The organism is Variovorax sp. HW608 (genome assembly GCF_900090195.1).
In the GTDB taxonomy this organism is placed as follows: domain Bacteria; phylum Pseudomonadota; class Gammaproteobacteria; order Burkholderiales; family Burkholderiaceae_C; genus Variovorax.
In genome coordinates this window covers 3128338-3146646 of sequence record NZ_LT607803.1, presented here as the reverse complement: position 1 = coordinate 3146646, position 18309 = coordinate 3128338, and the positions used below count along the sequence as shown (strand labels likewise).

Here is an 18309-nt window from a genome sequence, read left to right as displayed (position 1 = left end):
AAGGTTTCCGAATGAGCCCCCCCCAGCCCGTGCCGCTGCACTTCAGGCTCCGATCCCTGCGCAGCCGCCTGCTGCTGTGGCTGGTGGCGCTGTATCTGGTGGCGATCGCGGCCACGGTTTGGTTTTCCTATGGCGCCTACGGCCGGCTGGTCAACAACTTCATGGATGACCAGATGCGGCTCGTGGCCGAGTCGCATGTGAGCCACCATCGCCCGCCGCCGCTGCAGTCGGCGACCCGCGACGACGTGATCCGGCGCGGCGCCTTCGTCGTGCAGGTCTGGAGCGGCGACGGCAGCTCGCTGCTGGGCTCGTCCTGGCCCGGGCTCGAGATGCCGCTGCAATCCGACGCCGGCTTCAGCGACGTGCGCGCCAGCCCGCGAAGCGAGGATGCATGGCGCGTCTTCACCGCCGAGCCGGGCGCGCAAGCCGACATGCCGCGCGTCCAGGTGGTGCAGAACGACGGCTTCCGCCGCAACCGCATCGTGCGCCGTGCCTTGCTGGAAAGCCTGCCGATCCTGCTGATGCTGCCGGTCACGCTGCTGATGCTGCTGCTGATCGTCTCGGCGGCGTCGCGCTCGCTGCGTGCGGTCGCGCGCGACGTGGCGGCGCAGGAGGTGGGCGACACGCACGAAGTGGCGAGCGCCCGCGTGCCGGAGGAGATCGCGCCGCTGGTCGATGCCTTCAACAGCGTGCTCGGGCGGCTGCGCGGCGCCTTGTCGACCCAGCGCCGCTTCATGCAGGACGCCGCGCATGAGCTGCGCACCCCGATGGCCGCGATCCGGCTGCAGATAGAGAACCTGCGCGGCCACGTTCCGGCCGGCGACGCGGCGGAGCGCTTCGCCCAGCTCGAAGGCGGCGTGGAGCGGGCGCAGCATCTCATCGAGCAGTTGCTGCGCCTGTCGCGGCAGGACGGGCCGCCACCGGCCGCGCGCGGGCCGGTCGACGTCGCCGCGCTGCTGCGCGACAGCGTGGGCCAGCTCATGGTGCTGGCCGACCAGCGCCGCGTGGACGTGGGATTCGACGGCCGCGTCGCCCCGCTGGTGTCCGCGCCGCCGTCGGAGCTGCGCAGCGTGTTCGACAACCTCATCGACAACGCGGTGCGTTACGCGCCCGAGGGCGGCGTGGTCGACGTGCGGCTGCACATGGTGGATGGCCAGCCGGTGGTCGATGTGCTGGACGATGGCCCGGGCATCCCGCCGGAACAGCTCGAGCGTGTGTTCGACCGCTTCTTCCGCATCGCGGGCGCACCCGCCGGGGGCAGCGGGCTGGGGCTTTCCATCGCGCGCACCGCGGCATTGCGCAACGGGCTGCGCATCGCGCTCGCGAACCGCGCCGATGGCCCGGGTCTGCTGGCGCGCGTGTACCTGACGGCCTCATCCTGAGCTCATTCTTCGCTCATTCCTGGCTCAGACTGGCTGCCTAGAGTGGCAAGGGTCACTTCAGGAGAACAACATGCATGCTTCCAGCAAGGCGGTCGCGCTCGGAACCTTCGCGGCCCTCGCGGCCTTCGCTTCATTCACCGTGAGTGCCCAGACCCAGCCACAATCCGACGGCTCCGACTATCGGCCGATGCAGACGAACAACAGCACCTCGATGCCCGAAGTCGCCGCCGGCGCGAGGTCCGCGGCCCGCCCGACCGACACCGAGTCGATCGGTCAGTCGACCAGCGCGCCCATGCCGACCGGCCAGCTCACGCGCGCCGAGGTGTACAAGGGCGCGGTCGAGGCGGCGCATCCGCTGCAGACCGAGTCGATCGGCCAGTCCACGGGCATGGCCGGGATCACCGGCGGCGCACCGCACTGACCCTGATCCGGCGCCCGGCGCGAGACGCTATCCTCGCGGTTTCCTCGTGAAACCCGGGATGGCCCCATGCACTTTCTCGCTCAGAGACGCACCCTTGCCGCCGCCGGCGTATTGCTCGGCCTGCTGGCGGCATCGAACGCGGGAGCGCAGGGCACGGTGAATGCGCTGTGCAGCACCGACGCGAGCTGGTGCGAGGCGGCCGCGGCGGAGTTCGCGCGCGCCACCGGCATCCGCGTGCTGCAGGCCCACAAGGGCACCGGCGAGATCGCGGCGCAACTGCGCGCCGAGGCGGCCAACCCCAAGACCGACATCTGGTGGGGCGGCACCGGCGATCCCTTCCTGCAGGCGGCCGAGCAGGGGCTGCTCGATCCCTACCGGCCGGCCTACATCAACGACCTCTACGACTGGTCGGTGCGCCAGTACGCGATGTCGCAGAACATGGTCGGCGGCTTCTACACCAGCGCCATGGGCTTCGGCTTCAACACCGACGTGCTCAGGAAGAAGAAGCTGCCCGAGCCGCGCTGCTGGGCCGACCTGATCAAGCCCGAATACAAGGGCGAGATCGAGATGTCGCACCCCGCGACCAGCGGCACCGGCTACACCATCGTCGCCGGCCTGGTGCAGCTCATGGGCGAGGACCAGGCCTTCGACTACCTCAAGAAGCTGCACCGCAACACCACCGCCTACACCCGCAGCGGCCAGGCGCAGGCGCCGAACGTGGCCAAGGGCGAGGTCGCCATCGGCATCAGCTTCATCTTCGGCTTCGACCGCTGGCGCTACGACAAGTACCCGGTCAAGTCGGTTGCGCCCTGCGAGGGCACCGGCTACGAGATCGGCGGCATCGCGCTCGTGAAGGGCGCGCGCAACAAGGCCAACGCGATCCGCTATTACGACTGGCTGATGAGCCCGGCCGGGCAGTCGATCGGCGCCAAGGCCGGCAGCCTGCAGTCGCCCGCCAACAAGACCTTCAAGCCGGATCCGCGCATTCCGTCGATGAGCGACGTGCGGCTCATCAGGTACGACTTCGAGAAGTACGGCAGCGCGGCCGAGCGCAAGCGCCTGATCGACCGCTGGACCCGCGAGGTCGAGTCGCAACCGAGGTAGCGGCCTCGGGCCTCAGAGGCCGTGGACGATGAAGACGCCGTCCGGAGGGGCGGCAATGGTCAGCGTGGTTTCGCCGACGCGGCTGAACCGGTATTCGATGCCGTTGAGCAGGATGGACGGCATATTGGTCCAGACGCGGTACTGCAAGCCCTCCTTGACCGGCGTGATCTGCAGCACGCGGAACACCGGCGGAACGACGATCCTGAACGACAGACGGGCGGACGCGCTGTTCGCGCCGGGCGCAGCGATGGTGGCTTCGGCCGCGCAGGCGAGCGGCGCGAGCATCACCGCGAGCAGGATGCCCCTGGCCGCGCGTCCGCCGACGCCGCGATTCGCACCGATCTCTTTCCCCGACATTGCACTCCATCCTGCGTCCGGGCGACGCCGACCTCGGGATATCGGCAGTTTGATCCAAATGTGAAGGGTGGAGCATCCTTCCGAAGATGGAGATCAGCGGTCGCGCTGGATCGCGAAGTCGGCGGTGGTCGTGTCGCGCACGAACACGTCGACGCGGCGCGTCGCCGGACCCGGATTGCTCCACGGCAGCGGCAGGTTGTCGGGGATGAGTTCGATCTCGTGATGGCCGGGCGCCACCGCCGGGAAGCTGTAGAAGCCCTGTGCGTCGGTGCGGGCGACGAAACGGCCGTTGAGCACCACCGTGACGCCGGGGATGCCGCCTTCGTTGGCCTCGCGCACGCCGTTGCCGTTCTGGTCGAAGAACACGTGGCCTTCGAGCCGGCCCGAGCCGCCGGCGGCGCTGCCGCCGATCGGCACGGTCGCCGTGCCGGCGCGCGCCTCGTAGCGGATCGCGAACATCAGCGTCCGGCTGGACGGCAGCACGACCACGGGCGCCAGGGTGGCCGCGGTCAACGCCGATACCACCGCCGGATTGAGCGATTCCTGCCCCTGCGCGGCGGTGTACTGCACGTAGAACGACCAGCCGGCGCCCAGCGCCCAGCTCACGCGCGCATTGGCGTTGAGGTAGCGCGCGTCGTTGCCGCCGATGCCGTTGCTGCCGCGCACGCCCAGGTCGAGCCGGCCGCTCGCGAGAAAGGGCAGGCTGCCGAGCGCGCCCCAGATCGCGGAGCGCGCGGTGACGCCGAGCTGCTCGGCCTGCTCGAGCGCCAGCGTGGTCGAGAGCGAGGCGTTTTCCGCCACCGGCCAGGCCTGGTCGAGGCCGAAGCGCACCACTTGCGAGTTGCGGCCGTGCGCGATGTCCGTGCGCCATTGGCTCTGGCCCCAGGTCGGCGAGATGTGTTCCCAGGTGACTTCGATCGACTGCGCGGCCTGGCTGCCGGTGCGCCCGGCGAGGGTCGACGAGATCGCGTCGCGCGAATCGAAACGGTAGCGCCCGAAGACGTTGCCGAAGAGCGAGCGGCCGCTGAGGCCGCTCACGCTTTCGCTCAGTTCCAGGTTGGTGCCGAGCTGCCACTGCCGGGTCGAGACGTCGCCGCGCCAGCTCGCGCCCTGCAGATCGCCCGCGATCGGCGTGCTGCCCCAGCGCAGCGCCGGATCGAAGCGGAAGAGGCTCGCGCTCTGCCGCGCCCAGTCGCCGCGCCAGTCCGCATCGACCCAGAAGCCGTTGGCCGAATCGCGCGGCGCGAGCGAGCCGGGGGTCGACGGCTGGCCTTCGCTGTGCGCGTAGTTGGCCTGCACGCGCATCCCGCCCGGGCGCTCGGTCAGCGGGCCGATGCCGGCGCCGACCGAGTCGGCCCAGGGCGACACGCCCTGCCACGAGAGCCCGCCCCAGTACGCGCGGGTGTTCTGCGCATAGCCGGTCAGGCCGTTGAGGTTGACGTCGCGCGCGTCCACCAGCTGGAAGGCGGCGTCGGTGCGGTTGATGCCGAGCGGGTTGTCGTCGCCGCTGAGCCGCTGTTGCGCGCCGAACGTGGTCGCGTTGCCGCGCCCGACCGTGAAGCCCTGCGAGTTGATCCCGTCGAAGAAGCCCAGCCGGCCGCTGGAGGCGTTGATGCTGGTGATGCCGGGCTTCTCGAAGCTGGTGGAGAAGCCTTCGATCGGCAGCGAGGGCAGGAAGACCCGCCCGAGGCCGCGCGACATCGGCGTGGCGGCGGTATTGATGTCGCCGAGGCTGTTGTTGGCGTACCAGCCGTTCTCGAGGGGCATCGCGCGCTGGTCGATGCGGCCGGTGTTGCCGCTCAGGTAGGAGAGGTTGTAGAGCGTGCCACCGAGGCCGGTGACGTCGAACACGGTCACCGGGCTGCGGTAGCGGTTCAGGCTCAGGTCGGCGGAGAAGGCGCCGTAGTTCGGCGTGTCGAGAAAGCCTGTGAACTGCAGCGTCTGGTTGCGAGCTTCGGTGACCACGCGCTGGCGCTGCGATTGCAGCTCGACGCTGCCGCCGCGCGGCCAGCCGGTGGAGGGGGCCTCGAGTGCGGATTCGTCGACCTCGGCCTGCGGCCCGCTCTCGAGCACGCGGTCCTCATAGGCAGGCGCCGCCGGCTCTTCGGCCCGGCCGTCCAGCGCAGAGCCCGCGCCGAGCATGCCGAGCGCGACGCAGGCGAGCCGGCGCCTCATGGAGCGAAGCGCTGATCGATCTCGGTCGACCCCGAATCACCCCATTCGAGCTTGCCGCGCACCGTCACCGGAAAGCTGACCTGCACCGCCGCGTCCGCGTTGCCCGGACGCGTCGCGCTCAAGGCGATGTCGCGCGTCTCCCCCGGCAGGATCGGGAGGGTGGCGGCGGTGAATTCGAGCGCCGTGCCGCTGGCATCCGTGCCCTTGAGGAAGCCGCCGAGCCTGCCGTGCGCGGTGCCGTCGTTGCGCACCTTGAGCACCGGCACCTTCATGCCGTTGACCGTCTGCACCGCGGCGCCGACCACGCTGAGCGCCGGCTGAACCTCGCCGACCGCCACGTAGACGACGACGCCGACGCGGGCCGCGAGGCCGATCGGCATGTTCGGGCTCGCGGGCTGCTCCTTGCCTTCGATGAGGATCGCGAAGCGGCATTCCGTCGGCGGCGTGTCCGCCGGCGCTGCGACCTCGAAGCGGAAGCGATAGGGCCGCCCCGGCGTGACGGTGAGCTCCTTGCGCTCGATCGCCACCCATGGGCGGCAACTGTTGGGCGCCAGCGCGTCGATGAAGTCGACCGTGGCGTCGGGCTTGAAGGTCCAGTCGGCGGTGCGCACCGTGTAGGCGCCCGGCCGAGCATCGACCTGCGACAGCTCGATCACCTCCCGGATCGGCGTGCCGGGCTTGCTCTTGAGTTCGAAGCGCGGCGGCGACACCGCGAGCGCGAATTGCGCGAAGGCCGCCGGGCACAGCGCGGCCAGACCCAGCGCGAGCAGCGTCAGCGATCGGAGGCGCCCGCGGTATCGGAGCGAGCGAAGAACGGTCGGTCGGTTCAAGGCGATACCTCGATCTCGAAATAGAACTGCAGCTGCTGCGTCCGCGTCAGCAGCCGGCCATCGGCCAGCAGGTTGAGCCGGATGGTTTCATTCAGGAAGGGCTCGTTCACCACGCCGTCGAACACCAGCGTGCGCCCGCCGCCGCGCACCGAGCCGGGCAGCAGGCGCCCCTGCGTGCGCCAGCTGGCAATGAGCTGCTCGCCCTCCGTGGGCGCGAGCACCATGTAGATGCGCGCCGGACGGTTGATCCAGTTGGTGAGATTCAGGCGCAGCGCCACGCTGAGCTGGCCTTCGACCGCGTTGTCGCCGGTGCGCGAAGGCACGACCTGGCGCCATTTCATCGGCGTGACCGGCTGGCTCACCAGCGTGCCGGTGTCGTCGACCCGAAACGTTGCGGCCGGCGAAGGCGCGGCCAGGATCGCGAAAAGGATGGCGCACAGCGCAAACGCAATGCCCTTGACGATCCGGCGCAGCGAAATAGTCATCATGGCGCGACCAGTTCGTAGACCGCGCGGCCGGTGAAGGTGCCGGCGGGCGCGAGTTGCGCGTTGGAGTAGCTGAAGGTCAGGCAGCTTTCGAACCAGCTGTTGACCCCGACCGAGAGCAGAAGCTGCCGGGATCCGGTGAATGTGCCGCTCGGGATCGTTGCCGATGCGTCGCGGGCGCCGCTCGATACCCACGAGATCGTGCTGATCGGGATGGTGTCGCTGGTCGCGTTGACGAGGTAGGCCGGCGCGGTGACCGTCAGCGTCGCGTCCTGCTTGGAGCCGTGCGACCGGTAGAAGCCGCCGACGTAGACCTGCCCGCTGCCTGGCGTGCAGTACGCATAGTTGTCGTAGGGGCTGTTGGCCGTGGTGCTGTTGGTCGCCATGGTCTGCGCACCGGCGCCGATGGCGCTGGCCGGCACCGTGGCGGTGACCGTGTTGATCGTGCTGTCGTTGCCGGGCGTGCCGCCGCTGTAGGTGCCGGTGAAGCTGCCGGTCCCCACCTGCAGGTAGATCGCCCGTGCGCCGGGCGTGATGCTGACCAGGTAGGCCTGCGCGCTGCCCGCGCCCGCAAGGCCCGCGATGGCCAGCGCGGCAGCCGCAGCGGCCCTGGCCGCGCAAGCAGAGGGCGATGAAAGGCGCATCACGCTGGGCATCGTCTCGATCTCCCGGAACTCAGGGCATGGTCGCCGTGTAGGTGACCCGGCCATTGTTGACCCCCGCGCCCCCATACGTGCCGGCCGCGACCACATTGTTGTTCGCATAGCTGTAGGTCCACTTGCCCTCCTGGCGCACCATCTTGTTGGACGCCGGCAGCAGCACCGAGGTGCCCGCGCCGCCGGTGGCGTTGAAGCTCGGGTGGGTGATGCTGCCGTTGCTGAAGTTGGCGGTGGTGTTCGACAGCGCGCTGCTGGCCACCGTGATCTGGTCCCAGCCGATCTGCTGGCTGGCCGTGCCGTTGTTCAGCGGGCCGGTGGTGTTGGCGTTGAGCGTGATGTCGCCGCCGTTGCCCATCACCCGCACCGTGACCGCCCCGCTGCCCAGGTCGCCGCCGGTGCCGGCCACCGGCGTGCCGGTGCCGACCGAGGCGGCCGGGACCGCGAAGCTGATCATGTCGATCGTGGCGCTGCTGGCGTATTCGGTGCCCGTGCCCACCCGCAGGTACAGGATGCGGGGGATGGTCACGATGAGATCGAGGCGGGCCGTGGCCGTCAGCGTGCCGCTCGACCCACTGACGAATTGGGATTCGGCGTGGGCCGCGGCCTGCACAGCAGCGGCGAGCCCGGCCAGCAGCGCCAGCCGCGCCCAGGTCCACATGATCGGAATGAACTCGTCGAGGAAGCCGGCGTGCTCAGGGCATCGTGGCGGTATAGGTCACGGTGCCGTTGTTGGTGTTGCTTGCACCGCCGTAGGTGCCGGCTGCAACCACGTTCTGGTTCTTGTAGGCATAGGTCCACTTGCCTTCCTGGCGAACCAGGCCGGAGGTTGCCGTCAAGGTGGTCGCGGTGCCTGCGCCGGTGTTGGAACTGTTGAAGGCCGGATGCGTGATCGCGGCGTTGGTGTAGCCGGAGGTGGTCGTGGCAAGGGCCGATGCCGTGACGTCGATTTGGTCCCAGCCGATGGTCGAGCCCGCGCCGTTGGTCATGGCGCCGGTGGTGGAGGAATTCAGGCTGACATTGCTGTTGCCGTTGGCCAGCACGCGAACCGTGACGGAACCATTGGCCTGGTCGCCGCTGGCGGCGGTGGCGGCCACGGAAGTGCTGTTGCCGATGCCGCTGGCGGGCACCTGGAAGTCCATTAGGTCGACCGTCGTTCCTGCCGCCATGACCGTGCCGGTACCGACTTGCAGGAAGAGCACGCGCGGAACGGTGATCTTGACGTCCACGCGTGCCTGGGCGGTGCCGTTGGACGGCGTGCTGGGGTTGACGTTGGATTCCGCCAGTGCTGCCAGCGGCAAGACGAGGGCCGCAACGATCGGGAGCGGGAGGAACCTTTTCATGATTGATTTCCTAAATTGATCGACGCATGTCGATAAAGTCGATGCGTTTCAATGTAGGACAGATATGCCATTCGTTGTAGGACATAGTTCTCAAAATGTCTAAATGAGTACTTTTTGGCGTTTTTTTGCGATGTAAGTTTTTGCAACTGTATGTTTGCGCCCACGGCGACGGCGCATTCGGCCACGGCTGCTGCACCAGAGCGTCCAGTAAAGTTGTCTGTTCGCCATCGGCGATGTGTTTTCTTTCGACTGACAACGCGTCATGACCATTTCCAAGACCAAACTCCCCTTCCAGGCCGAAGTCGCGCAGCTGCTTCACCTCGTCACGCATTCGCTCTACTCGAACAAGGAGATCTTCCTGCGCGAGCTGATCTCGAACGCATCGGACGCCTGCGACAAGCTGCGCTTCGAGGCCATCGACCAATCCGCGCTGTACGAAGACCAGCCCAATCTCGAAGTGCGCGTGTCCTTCGACCCGGGCGCCAAGACCATCACCATCGTCGACAACGGCATCGGCCTCGGCCAGCAGGAAGCCATCGACAACCTCGGCACCATCGCCAAGAGCGGCACGCGCGAGTTCATGAGCAAGCTCTCGGGCGACCAGAAGGCGGACGCGCAACTCATCGGCCAGTTCGGCGTGGGCTTCTATTCGGGCTTCATCGTGGCCGACAAGATCACCGTCGAATCGCGGCGCGCCGGGCTGCCGGCGGAGGAAGGCGTGCGCTGGGTCAGCGCGGGTGCCGGCGACTTCGAGGTCGACAGCATCAACCGCCCGCAGCGCGGCACCAGCGTCACGCTGCACCTGCGCGACGACGCGGACGAATACCTCAACGCGTGGAAGCTCAAGTCGGTGATCGGCAAGTACTCCGATCACATCTCGCTGCCCATCCTCATGGAAAAGGAGGAATGGAAAGAGGGCGAGGACAACAAGGGCGGCTCGATGGTCAAGACCGGCGAGTGGGAGACCGTCAACCAGGCGAACGCACTCTGGAGCCGTCTGAAGAAGGACATCAGCGAAGAGCAGTACGTCGAGTTCTACAAGAACATCAGCCACGACTACGACGCGCCGCTCGCCTGGAGCCACAACCGGGTCGAGGGCAACACCGAGTACACGCAGCTGCTCTACATCCCGGCCAAGGCGCCGATGGACCTCTGGAACCGCGACAAGCACGCGGGTGTGAAGCTCTACGTCAAGCGCGTCTTCATCATGGACGATGCCGAGTCGCTGCTGCCGAGCTACCTGCGCTTCGTCAAGGGCGTGATCGATTCCGCCGATCTGCCGCTCAACGTGAGCCGCGAACTGCTGCAGGAAAGCCGCGACGTGAAGGCAATCCGCGAAGGCAGCACCAAGCGCGTGCTAGGCATGCTGGAGGACCTCGCCAAGAAGCAGAAGACCGGCAGCGAGAGCAGCGAGGGCAAGATCGACGTCGGCTCGGGCGAATCGGTGCCCTCGCCCGATCCGACCGAGGGCCTGAGCGCGGTCAGCGATGTGGTCGACAAGAACGCCCAACCCACGCCGGCCGCCGAGGCCGCCGCCGCCTTCGCCGACGAATCGGGCAAGTACGCGAAGTTCTACGCCGAGTTCGGCGCGGTGCTCAAGGAAGGCCTCGGCGAGGACTTCGTCAACCGCGAGCGCATCGCCAAGCTGCTGCGCTTCGCATCGACCACCAGCGACACCGTGAGCGTGAGCCTGGCCGACTACAAGTCGCGCATGAAGGAAGGCCAGGACGCGATCTACTACATCACCGCCGACACGCTGGCCGCCGCCAAGAACAGCCCGCAGCTCGAGATCTTCAAGAAGAAGGGCATCGAGGTGCTGCTGATGACGGACCGCGTCGACGAATGGGCGCTCAACTACCTGACCGAGTTCGACGGCACGGCGCTGCAGAGCGTGGCCAAGGGCGCGGTCGATCTGGGCAAGCTGCAGGACGAGTCGGAGAAGAAGGCGGCCGAGGAAGCCGCCGAGTCCTTCAAGCCGGTGCTTGAGCGCCTCAAGGAAGCGCTCAAGGACAAGGCCGAGGACGTGCGCGTGACCACGCGCCTCGTCGATTCACCGGCCTGCCTGGTGGTGCAGGACGGCGGCATGAGCACGCAGCTCGCGCGCATGCTCAAGCAGGCCGGCCAGCCGGCGCCGGAGGTGAAGCCGGTGCTCGAAGTCAACGCCGAGCATCCGCTCGTGAAGAAGCTGGAGAGCTCGGCGCATTTCGACGATCTGGCGAACATCCTGTTCGACCAGGCGCTGCTTGCCGAAGGCGGCCTGCCGGCCGATCCGGCGGCCTATGTGCGTCGCGTGAACGCGCTGCTGGCCTGAGGCCCGGACGCCGGGCCGACCCGGCGCCGAAAGCGTTTCGTTTTGGAGGTGCCATGTCCACGGAGCACATCGAAACCATCGTGATCGGCGGCGGCCAGGCGGGCCTGGCAATGAGTCACCACCTGGGCCGAGTGGGCGGCGAGCACCTCGTGCTCGAGCGCGGAGAACTGGCAGAGCGCTGGCGCAGCGAGCGCTGGGATTCGTTGCACTTCCAGTCTCCCAACTGGAACATGAATCTTCCGGGTTGGCCACGCATGACAGCCGACCCGCAGGCCGACCCCGATGCCTTTTCACCGCTGCGCGAGGTGACGCACTATATCGAGCGCTACGCGGCGGCGATTCGCGCTCCGGTGCGCACCCAGTGCGCGGCGCTCTCGGTCACGCGCAGGCCCGGGTCGCGCCAGTTGCAGGTGCAGACCGACGGCACCCTTTACGTGGCGCACAACGTCGTCGTGGCGACGGGCCCCTACCAGGTTCCGCGCGCGACACTTGCACTGGGCGCGGGCGTGTTCGAGCTCCATTCGACCCAATACCGCAATCCCATGCAATTGCCCGCCGGCGCCGTGCTCGTGGTCGGCACCGGGAACTCCGGCGTGCAGATAGCAGAGGAACTGTGCCGCGCCGATCGGCGCGTGTTCCTGTCCGTCAGCTCGCACGAGCGGATCCGGCGTCGCTATCGCGGGAAGGATTGCATCTGGTGGCTGATCGCGACAGGCTCCGCCGATTCGACGCTTCGCGAGTGGAAGGGCGCTCGCCTGTCGCGCTTGATGACCGGTGTGAATGGCGGGCATGACATGGACCTGCGCCAGCTGGCGGCCGAAGGGGTCGTGCTGCTCGGCCGCGTCAAGGCCGCCGAGAACGGACGGATCGCCATTGCCGACGATCTCGCCGCCAGCATCGCCCACGGCGACGAATCGCTGCAGGCGTTCGCCCGTCGATGCGACGACGCGGCCCGTGCGCAGGCATTGGATCTGCCTGCGGCGCAGCCGCCCGCCGACCCGTTGCCGGATCCGCCGGAACTTCATGAGCCCATCCGCACCCTCGATCTCGCGCGCGAGGGGATCAACTCGGTGATCTGGGCCAACGGTGCGCAGGCAGAGTTCGGCTGGATCGACCTGCCCGTCTTCGGCCAGTCCCCCGGACCGAAGAGGACACCCGTGCACGAGCGCGGCCTGACCTCCGAAGCCGGCCTGTACTTCCTGGGCCTGCCCTGGCTGCACAAATGGAAGTCGGCCTTCCTGTTCGGCGCCGACGAGGACGCCGCCTACCTGGCACAGCAGATCGCTCCACGGAAGGCGAGCTGACCGGGCGGATTCGCCGGCCAATGACGATGCTCTCGAGGAGGCGCCATGGATGCCTTGTCAGAGGTTTTGAAGGTCCTGCAGTTCAACAGCGCGATCTTCTTCAAGGCCAGGTTCACCGCACCGTGGTGCTTTGCCTCCCCGGAGGCGGACGCGGTGGCCCGGCAGGTCCACGCGGGATCCGAGCGGCTGCTCTTCTATCACCTGTTCGTGGACGGTTCGTGCACCGTGAAGCTGGACGGCATGCCACCGCTTCGCCTGCAGGCCGGCGACATCATTCTCTTTCCGCATGGCGATGCGCACACGATGGCGTCGTCCGGATCGGACGGGCCGGTGCCGATGCTCGACGTGCACGGCCTGTTGCGCGAGAGGCCGGAGGAACTGCAGCTCGGCGGCGGCGGCGAGCCCACGCGCATCATCTGCGGCTATCTGTCATGCGATCCCGTGCTGTGCAAGCCGATCCTGACGACGCTGCCAAGGGTGTTGACGGTCAGCCTCAGGGGAGACGAAAGCACCGATTGGGTGGAGCGTTCCTTTGTCTATGCGGTGGCGGAGGCCGCCGCCACCGAGCCCGGCGGCGAAGGCGTACTGGCCAAGTTGTCCGAGGTGCTGGTGGTCGAGACCTTGCGCCGCTACATCTCCCAGATGTCGGAGGGCCATACCGGCTGGTTCGCCGGATTGCGCGATCGTGCCGTCAGCAGGTGCCTCGCGCTCATGCACGAGAAGCCGGCGTATCCGTGGACGCTCGAAAGCCTGGCCCGCGAAGTCGGAACCTCGCGTTCGGTTCTCGCAGAGAAGTTCACCCACTACGTGGGGCAGCCTCCGATCCAGTATCTCGGCAAGTGGCGCATGGCGCTCGCGTCCAACCTGCTGCGGCGCAGCGCCCTGAGCCTGATGCACATCGCGCTGGAAGTCGGCTATGAAACCGACACCGCCTTCAGCCGAGCCTTCAAGCGCGAATTCGGCGTGCCCCCGGCATCCTGGCGCCGCGAACACAGCCTCGGGAGCGCGCGACCAGCGAGCGGGGAATCCGTGCCGCGAGGATGACCACGCACTGCAGATCGTGGCCCCTCGCGAACCTTGCGGTTAATGGCGCGTCATGCCGGGCGACGACGCGGGCATCGCATGGAGCAGCGGCTGCAATGCCTGCGTCACCCTGGCGGTCTGCCGGTCGTCCAGCACGCCGAAAAGAATCTTCTGGAAGCGCGGCGCCGTCACGCCCGACACGATGTACTGCCAGCGGTAGGCCTTCAGGACCCCATCGGCGATGGCGGCGCGCTGCGCATCGTCGTAGCGCATGCCCGCGATCGACGCGAAGTAGCTCGCGTCGGCGCCTGCCTGCGCAACGAGGATCCCGTCCACTGCCACGACCAGGTCGATCAGGTCGCCGACAGCGGCATCGCGTTCGGCGGCGCTGAGGTGCGCGTCCTCGCGAAGGAATTCCAGCTCGTCCAGTTGCGCGTGCTGCGACTCTTCCTTCCAGTGGGCCAGGAAGACGTCCTTCCACAGCGCGCACAGGTCGTCCTCCGGCTCGATGCTGGCGCGATAGTGGGCCTGCGTGAAGAGCTCGATGTCCAGCGTCAGCGCGAGCACCGACCAGGTGCTTTTGCCGAGCACGGCCGCGGCGACCGCGTCGGGGTCGGCGGTGGCCATGTAGCCCGCCGGCATGTCGTCGGCCATCATCGATTCCATGCGCCGGAACAGCTTCTGATGCTTCAGTTCCTCGTCGGTCATGCGGACCAGCGCTTCGAGGGCCGCCTGGTCGCCCAGTGCGTGCTGGCGGCTGATCTCGAGCATCTTGGCGCCGATGAAGCGTTCCACCAGGCCGAAGATGTAGGCGTAGCTCCGGCCCTGCACCTGGCTCAGCAGGCGGCGATCGTCCGGCGTCATGAAGTCCAGTTCGTTCACCAGCGACAGGCCGGCCGGCAGGAAGGTCTTGTCGAGATCGAATCGCCGGTTGCGGATGACATCGCTGTCGATGTCCCAGCGGACGCGCCTGGAATTCTCGATGACCTTGGCGTACGGATTTGCAGAGGGAGCGCTTTGCATGATGACCTCTATCGATGTCGTTGAAGGAGTTTCGATGATCGAAGCGCGAGGCGAACCCGATCGGGCCGCGCGTCTGCAAAACCTGTCCGATCATCCGGACGCGGGCCACGGCGGGTTCAAGCCGGTCGGCCGTTCAGCCACACGGTTCCGATGCCGCCCAGCCCGATGAGGCAGATGCCTGCGACCGCCCACAGGTCCGGCGCATGGGCGAACAGCAGCCACCCGATCGCCGTCGCGAAGACGATCTGCGCATAGGCGAAGGGCATCAGCACCGACAGCGGAGCGACCCGCACGGCGCCCGCCATGCAGACATGGCCTGCGGTGGCGAACGTGCCCATCAGCAGCAACAGGGCCCACTGCTTGCCGCTCGCGAGGCGAAGCGTCGGTGCGAGATCGAGTGGGAGTGCCCACAGCACCGCGCCCAGTACCGAAGTCACGAGCAGCGCCGAGAGAAGGTTCGTGACGACGAGATCGTCCGCGCTGGCGATGCGGCGCGTCACCAGTTGGAAGGCCGCATAGCAGAGCGCGCTGGCGATCGGCAGCAGCGCACCCCAGCCCAGGGCGCCCGCGCCTGTCGGCCGCACGACGGCCAGCATGCCCGCGACGCCGAGCGCGACCATGGCCCACCGCGCCGGCGAGACGGACTCCTTGAGCACGAGCGCACCCAGCACGGTGGTCGCCACCGGTGCGAGCAGCATGAGCGCGGTGAACTCGGCCAGCGGAAGGCGTTGGACGCCGTAGAAGGAAGCCGCCGAGTTGCACAGCAGCAAGGCGCCACGCAGACACTGCAGCATGGGGACCCGGCTTCGGATCTTCAGCGGCCCGCCCCGCAGCAAGTGCCATCCCGCCATGGTGGCGGTCTGGAACATGTAGCGCACCCACAGCAGGACCAGCACCGGAATCGAACCGCCGAGGTACTTGATGGTCGCATCGCTGCCGGCGAACATGCAGGTCGTCACGAGGACGAGCCCGATGCCGGTGCTCAGGTCTGGGGCTTTTGAAGCCTTGTTCGTGGGGGACATTCCAGGGAGGTGAGGTGGTCGCAGGCGGCTCATCGCATGACGTCGGCACCTGGCCGCACATTATCTCCGCCAGGATGCAGGACTTGATCGGCGTCAAACCGCGGCGATGCGGACTGGCTATGCTGGTCATGGTGCCGATGGCACGACGTCAAGAAGGAGTGTGCGCGATGGAACACCCGCTCGACAGTCAATCCTCCCTGGAGGCGCCTGCGGTGCGTCGGGTCGGCGCGCTGCGGCCCTTCGCCTGGCTGTGGATGGGTGCACGGGATCTGGCGTTCCGTCCAGGCGTGAGCTTCGGCATCGGTGCCGTAGTGGCTGTCGTCGGCCTGATCCTGATGGCGGCGACCTGGCAGGCCACCTACCTCGCGCCAGCGCTGCTCGGAGGATTCCTGCTGGTGGCCCCCTTCGTCGCGATGCCGCTGTATGCCCTGTCGCGCCAGCGGGAGCAGTCCGCCGCGCCGGACACCACACAGGCCTTCCGCGCCTGGCAAGGCAACGCCGATTCGATTGCGCTGTTCGGTCTGGTGCTTGCGCTGGCGTACCTGGCCTGGGAGCGCCTGGCGGCCATCGTCTTCGCACTGTTCTTCACCGAGCAGGTGCAGCAGGTGCCGCACCTGCCTCCGGCGCTGCTCCTGTCGGGCCAGCCGGCCACTCTGGTGCTTGCCTTCCTCGCCGTGGGCGCCACGGTGGCGGCGCTGGTCTTCGCGTTCGGTGTCGTCAGCGTGCCGTCGCTGATGGATCGGCCTGTGGACGTGATTACCGCGGCGCTGACCAGCCTGCGATGCTGCGCCCGCAATCCGGGCGCCATGCTGCTGTGGGCGGCCTTGATCGCAACCCTGACGGCCCTTGGCTTCGCGACATTCATGCTCGGGCTCATCGTGACGTTCCCGTGGCTCGCGCATGCCAGCTGGCACGCCTACCGCGAAATGGTGGGGACCTGATTCCGCACAGGCTGCGGGCTCGGCACTGAGCGGGCGGGCCAGGCCAACATTCCCAGCCCCAACAGCAGGATGAGGCTGCCGCGCAATCCGACACGTTCGCATGCGATTGGCCGCGCGGAGCGTAACATTCATCGGCAACTTGCATAGGGTTCGACGGGTGTGAACGGGTCTGGTCTCAAGCAGCGCCTGGCAGCGATCCTCGCCACGGATGCGGCGGGCTATTCACGCCTGATGGCGATCGACGACCGCGCGACCGTGGCCGCGCTCGATGCGGCGCGCACGGTATTTCGAGCTCAGATCGAGTCGAACCATGGCCGTGTGATCGACATGGCTGGCGACTCGGTGCTCGCCGTGTTCGACACCGCGGCCGGAGCGGTCGCCGCCGCCGTTGCTGTTCAGCATGAGCTAAGCGTGTCCTGCGACGCCGCGCCCCGGGATCGGCAGATGCGCTTTCGGATCGGCGTTCACATGGGCGACGTGATCGAGAAGCCGGACGGCACGGTGTACGGCGACGGGGTGAACATTGCAGCGCGGCTGCAGGCGCTGGCCGAACCGGGCGGCATCACCGTTTCGGACGCAGTGCACGGGGCCGTGAGGAGCAAGGTCAGTGCGGAGTTTGTCGATCAGGGCGAACAGCAGGTGAAGAACATCGGCCATCCAGTGCGGGCCTTCAAGGTGGCGCCCGCGAGGCCATCGGTGGATGTCCCCGCGGCGGCGTCGCCATCGTCTGCGCCGGTGCTGCGTCTGCCTGACAAGCCCTCGCTCGCGGTGCTGCCGTTCACCAACATGAGCGGAGACCCCGACCAAGAGTACTTCGCCGATGGCATCACGGAAGACATCATCACCGACGTCTCCAAGATATCCGGCCTGTTCGTGATCGCCCGCCACTCGTCCTTCACCTTCAAGAAGCAAAGCGTCGACATCAAGGACGTCGGAAGGAAGCTGGGTGTGCGACATGTGCTCGAAGGCAGCGTGCGAAAGGCCGGCATGAGGGTGCGCATCAATGTGCAACTCATCGATGCCGAATCCGGCGGCCACATCTGGGCCGAACGTTATGACCGGGACCTCGAGGACATCTTCCTGGTCCAGGACGAAGTGACGCGGAAGATCGTCCATACGCTCGAGGTGACCCTCACCGGCAGCGAAAGGGCGCGTCGGCAGGATCGCGGCAAGGTCAATGTCGAGGCGTACGACTGCCTCATTCGCGCGAAACGCCGCATCCGGGATTTCAACGCCGCAGCGCTCGTCGAGTGCCGTGCCATGCTGGAGCGCGCGCTGGCGATCGACCCGGGGCTGGCGCAGGCCTATGCGTCCTTGGCGATCTGCTGCGGCGTCGAGTATGCCAACGCATGGAATGGTCGCACGGCGAGCGATCTGAAACAGGCCTTGGCGCTGGCGCGCAAGGCGTGCGAGTTCGACGCGTTCGATGCGGTTTCGCACCACGCGCTGGCGGTCGCCCTGATGTGGCTGCAAAGCCTGGACGAAGCCGAGAGCGCGGCGCGCCGGGCGATCGAGTTGGACGCGAACTCTGCCCCGTCCCATGGCACCCTGGGCAGCGTGTTGCATTTCGCCGGACGGCACGAACAAGCGCTCGAGTCATTCGAACGGGCGCTTCGGCTCGACCCGGAATTCGACCTGTGGATGCATGCTCTGGGGCGGGCCCTATTCGCCCTCGGACGCTACAACGAGGCCGAAGCGACGTTCAAGCGGCGCCTGATTCATATGCCCGCGTCGGACGTCACGCGCGCCTACCTGGCCTCGCTTTACGGTCATACCGACCGTCAAGACGAGGCCCGTCGAGTTTGGCGAGAACTGATGGCCATAAACCCCCAGTACACGATCGAACACACGCTGCGAGTCCTGCCCTACAGAAACCCCGCGCCCCTCGAACAGTTCGTGGAGGGTCTGCGCAAGGCCGGACTGGCTCAATGA

Annotated in this window: 17 protein-coding genes; 8 read left to right on the top strand and 9 right to left on the bottom strand. The window is 67.6% G+C overall.

Annotated elements, in window-relative coordinates; genetic code table 11:
* The first annotated feature begins 11 nt into the window (after positions 1-11).
* From VAR608DRAFT_RS14710 to VAR608DRAFT_RS14700, 3 genes are all read left to right on the top strand, one after another.
* Positions 12-1382, top strand: a complete 1371-nt coding sequence (locus VAR608DRAFT_RS14710; protein ID WP_088954726.1) for a sensor histidine kinase — start codon at positions 12-14, stop codon at positions 1380-1382.
* Between the two features lie 70 nt (positions 1383-1452).
* Positions 1453-1803, top strand: a complete 351-nt coding sequence (locus tag VAR608DRAFT_RS14705; protein WP_088954725.1) for a hypothetical protein — start codon at positions 1453-1455, stop codon at positions 1801-1803.
* A gap of 66 nt (positions 1804-1869) precedes the next feature.
* A complete protein-coding gene (locus tag VAR608DRAFT_RS14700; RefSeq protein WP_088954724.1) occupies positions 1870-2907 on the top strand; it encodes an ABC transporter substrate-binding protein in 1038 nt (345 codons plus the stop codon).
* A gap of 12 nt (positions 2908-2919) precedes the next feature.
* On the opposite strand, the gene VAR608DRAFT_RS14695 is transcribed toward VAR608DRAFT_RS14700, so the two are convergent.
* From VAR608DRAFT_RS14695 to VAR608DRAFT_RS14665, 7 genes are all read right to left on the bottom strand, one after another.
* Positions 2920-3264 carry a hypothetical protein gene (locus tag VAR608DRAFT_RS14695; protein WP_088954723.1) on the bottom strand — a complete coding sequence of 115 codons (345 nt, stop codon included), beginning with the start codon at positions 3262-3264 and terminating at the stop codon, positions 2920-2922.
* Between the two features lie 93 nt (positions 3265-3357).
* Entirely contained in the window at positions 3358-5439 is a 2082-nt protein-coding gene (locus VAR608DRAFT_RS14690; RefSeq protein ID WP_088954722.1) for an SdrD B-like domain-containing protein, read from the bottom strand.
* Positions 5436-6269, bottom strand: coding sequence for a hypothetical protein (locus tag VAR608DRAFT_RS14685; RefSeq protein ID WP_088954721.1), 834 nt, complete (start codon positions 6267-6269; stop codon positions 5436-5438). The genes VAR608DRAFT_RS14690 and VAR608DRAFT_RS14685 overlap by 4 nt, the downstream gene beginning before the upstream one ends.
* Positions 6266-6757, bottom strand: a complete 492-nt coding sequence (locus tag VAR608DRAFT_RS14680) for a hypothetical protein (protein WP_088954720.1) — start codon at positions 6755-6757, stop codon at positions 6266-6268. The genes VAR608DRAFT_RS14685 and VAR608DRAFT_RS14680 overlap by 4 nt, the downstream gene beginning before the upstream one ends.
* Positions 6754-7410, bottom strand: coding sequence for a hypothetical protein (locus VAR608DRAFT_RS14675; RefSeq protein WP_088954719.1), 657 nt, complete (start codon positions 7408-7410; stop codon positions 6754-6756). Before VAR608DRAFT_RS14675 ends, VAR608DRAFT_RS14680 begins: the two co-directional genes overlap by 4 nt.
* 19 nt (positions 7411-7429) lie before the next feature.
* Positions 7430-8071 (bottom strand): hypothetical protein, encoded by a 642-nt coding sequence (locus VAR608DRAFT_RS14670; RefSeq protein WP_088954718.1) that lies wholly within the window; start codon positions 8069-8071, stop codon positions 7430-7432.
* A 34-nt stretch (positions 8072-8105) separates the two neighbouring features.
* Positions 8106-8753, bottom strand: a complete 648-nt coding sequence (locus VAR608DRAFT_RS14665) for a hypothetical protein (protein WP_088954717.1) — start codon at positions 8751-8753, stop codon at positions 8106-8108.
* A 262-nt stretch (positions 8754-9015) separates the two neighbouring features.
* Between VAR608DRAFT_RS14665 and htpG the strand changes: the two genes are divergently transcribed.
* From htpG to VAR608DRAFT_RS14650, 3 genes are all read left to right on the top strand, one after another.
* Positions 9016-11064 (top strand): molecular chaperone HtpG, encoded by a 2049-nt coding sequence (gene htpG, locus VAR608DRAFT_RS14660; protein ID WP_088954716.1) that lies wholly within the window; start codon positions 9016-9018, stop codon positions 11062-11064.
* 80 nt (positions 11065-11144) lie between these two features.
* The gene (locus tag VAR608DRAFT_RS14655) at positions 11145-12368 is read left to right on the top strand and encodes an NAD(P)-binding domain-containing protein (protein ID WP_197700535.1); all 1224 of its coding nucleotides are present in this window, start codon (positions 11145-11147) and stop codon (positions 12366-12368) included.
* A 45-nt stretch (positions 12369-12413) separates the two neighbouring features.
* Complete coding sequence (locus VAR608DRAFT_RS14650) at positions 12414-13412, top strand: AraC family transcriptional regulator (protein ID WP_088954714.1); 999 nt, start codon at positions 12414-12416, stop codon at positions 13410-13412.
* A 39-nt stretch (positions 13413-13451) separates the two neighbouring features.
* Here VAR608DRAFT_RS14650 and VAR608DRAFT_RS14645 read toward each other — a convergent pair whose 3' ends face one another.
* Together VAR608DRAFT_RS14645 and VAR608DRAFT_RS14640 are read right to left on the bottom strand one after the other, a co-directional pair.
* Complete coding sequence (locus VAR608DRAFT_RS14645; protein WP_088954713.1) at positions 13452-14414, bottom strand: hypothetical protein; 963 nt, start codon at positions 14412-14414, stop codon at positions 13452-13454.
* A gap of 116 nt (positions 14415-14530) precedes the next feature.
* The gene (locus VAR608DRAFT_RS14640; RefSeq protein WP_172843854.1) at positions 14531-15436 is read right to left on the bottom strand and encodes a DMT family transporter; all 906 of its coding nucleotides are present in this window, start codon (positions 15434-15436) and stop codon (positions 14531-14533) included.
* A 167-nt stretch (positions 15437-15603) separates the two neighbouring features.
* On the opposite strand from VAR608DRAFT_RS14640, the gene VAR608DRAFT_RS14635 reads away from it, so the two are divergent.
* Entirely contained in the window at positions 15604-16377 is a 774-nt protein-coding gene (locus tag VAR608DRAFT_RS14635) for a DUF2189 domain-containing protein (RefSeq protein WP_157730971.1), read from the top strand.
* A gap of 159 nt (positions 16378-16536) precedes the next feature.
* Complete coding sequence (locus VAR608DRAFT_RS14630) at positions 16537-18309, top strand: adenylate/guanylate cyclase domain-containing protein (protein WP_197700534.1); 1773 nt, start codon at positions 16537-16539, stop codon at positions 18307-18309.

Excerpts from the sequence above, each read along its gene's own strand:
- VAR608DRAFT_RS14635 (WP_157730971.1), top strand. The coding sequence starts at position 15,604 with ATGGAACACCCGCTCGACAGTCAATCCTCCCTGGAGGCGCCTGCGGTG.
- VAR608DRAFT_RS14690 (WP_088954722.1), bottom strand. The coding sequence starts at position 5,439 with ATGAGGCGCCGGCTCGCCTGCGTCGCGCTCGGCATGCTCGGCGCGGGC.
- VAR608DRAFT_RS14640 (WP_172843854.1), bottom strand. The coding sequence starts at position 15,436 with ATGTCCCCCACGAACAAGGCTTCAAAAGCCCCAGACCTGAGCACCGGC.
- htpG (WP_088954716.1), top strand. The coding sequence starts at position 9,016 with ATGACCATTTCCAAGACCAAACTCCCCTTCCAGGCCGAAGTCGCGCAG.
- VAR608DRAFT_RS14675 (WP_088954719.1), bottom strand. The coding sequence starts at position 7,410 with ATGCCCAGCGTGATGCGCCTTTCATCGCCCTCTGCTTGCGCGGCCAGG.
- VAR608DRAFT_RS14645 (WP_088954713.1), bottom strand. The coding sequence starts at position 14,414 with ATGCAAAGCGCTCCCTCTGCAAATCCGTACGCCAAGGTCATCGAGAAT.
- VAR608DRAFT_RS14680 (WP_088954720.1), bottom strand. The coding sequence starts at position 6,757 with ATGATGACTATTTCGCTGCGCCGGATCGTCAAGGGCATTGCGTTTGCG.
- VAR608DRAFT_RS14705 (WP_088954725.1), top strand. The coding sequence starts at position 1,453 with ATGCATGCTTCCAGCAAGGCGGTCGCGCTCGGAACCTTCGCGGCCCTC.
- VAR608DRAFT_RS14650 (WP_088954714.1), top strand. The coding sequence starts at position 12,414 with ATGGATGCCTTGTCAGAGGTTTTGAAGGTCCTGCAGTTCAACAGCGCG.
- VAR608DRAFT_RS14665 (WP_088954717.1), bottom strand. The coding sequence starts at position 8,753 with ATGAAAAGGTTCCTCCCGCTCCCGATCGTTGCGGCCCTCGTCTTGCCG.
- VAR608DRAFT_RS14700 (WP_088954724.1), top strand. The coding sequence starts at position 1,870 with ATGCACTTTCTCGCTCAGAGACGCACCCTTGCCGCCGCCGGCGTATTG.
- VAR608DRAFT_RS14695 (WP_088954723.1), bottom strand. The coding sequence starts at position 3,264 with ATGTCGGGGAAAGAGATCGGTGCGAATCGCGGCGTCGGCGGACGCGCG.
- VAR608DRAFT_RS14670 (WP_088954718.1), bottom strand. The coding sequence starts at position 8,071 with ATGTGGACCTGGGCGCGGCTGGCGCTGCTGGCCGGGCTCGCCGCTGCT.
- VAR608DRAFT_RS14710 (WP_088954726.1), top strand. The coding sequence starts at position 12 with ATGAGCCCCCCCCAGCCCGTGCCGCTGCACTTCAGGCTCCGATCCCTG.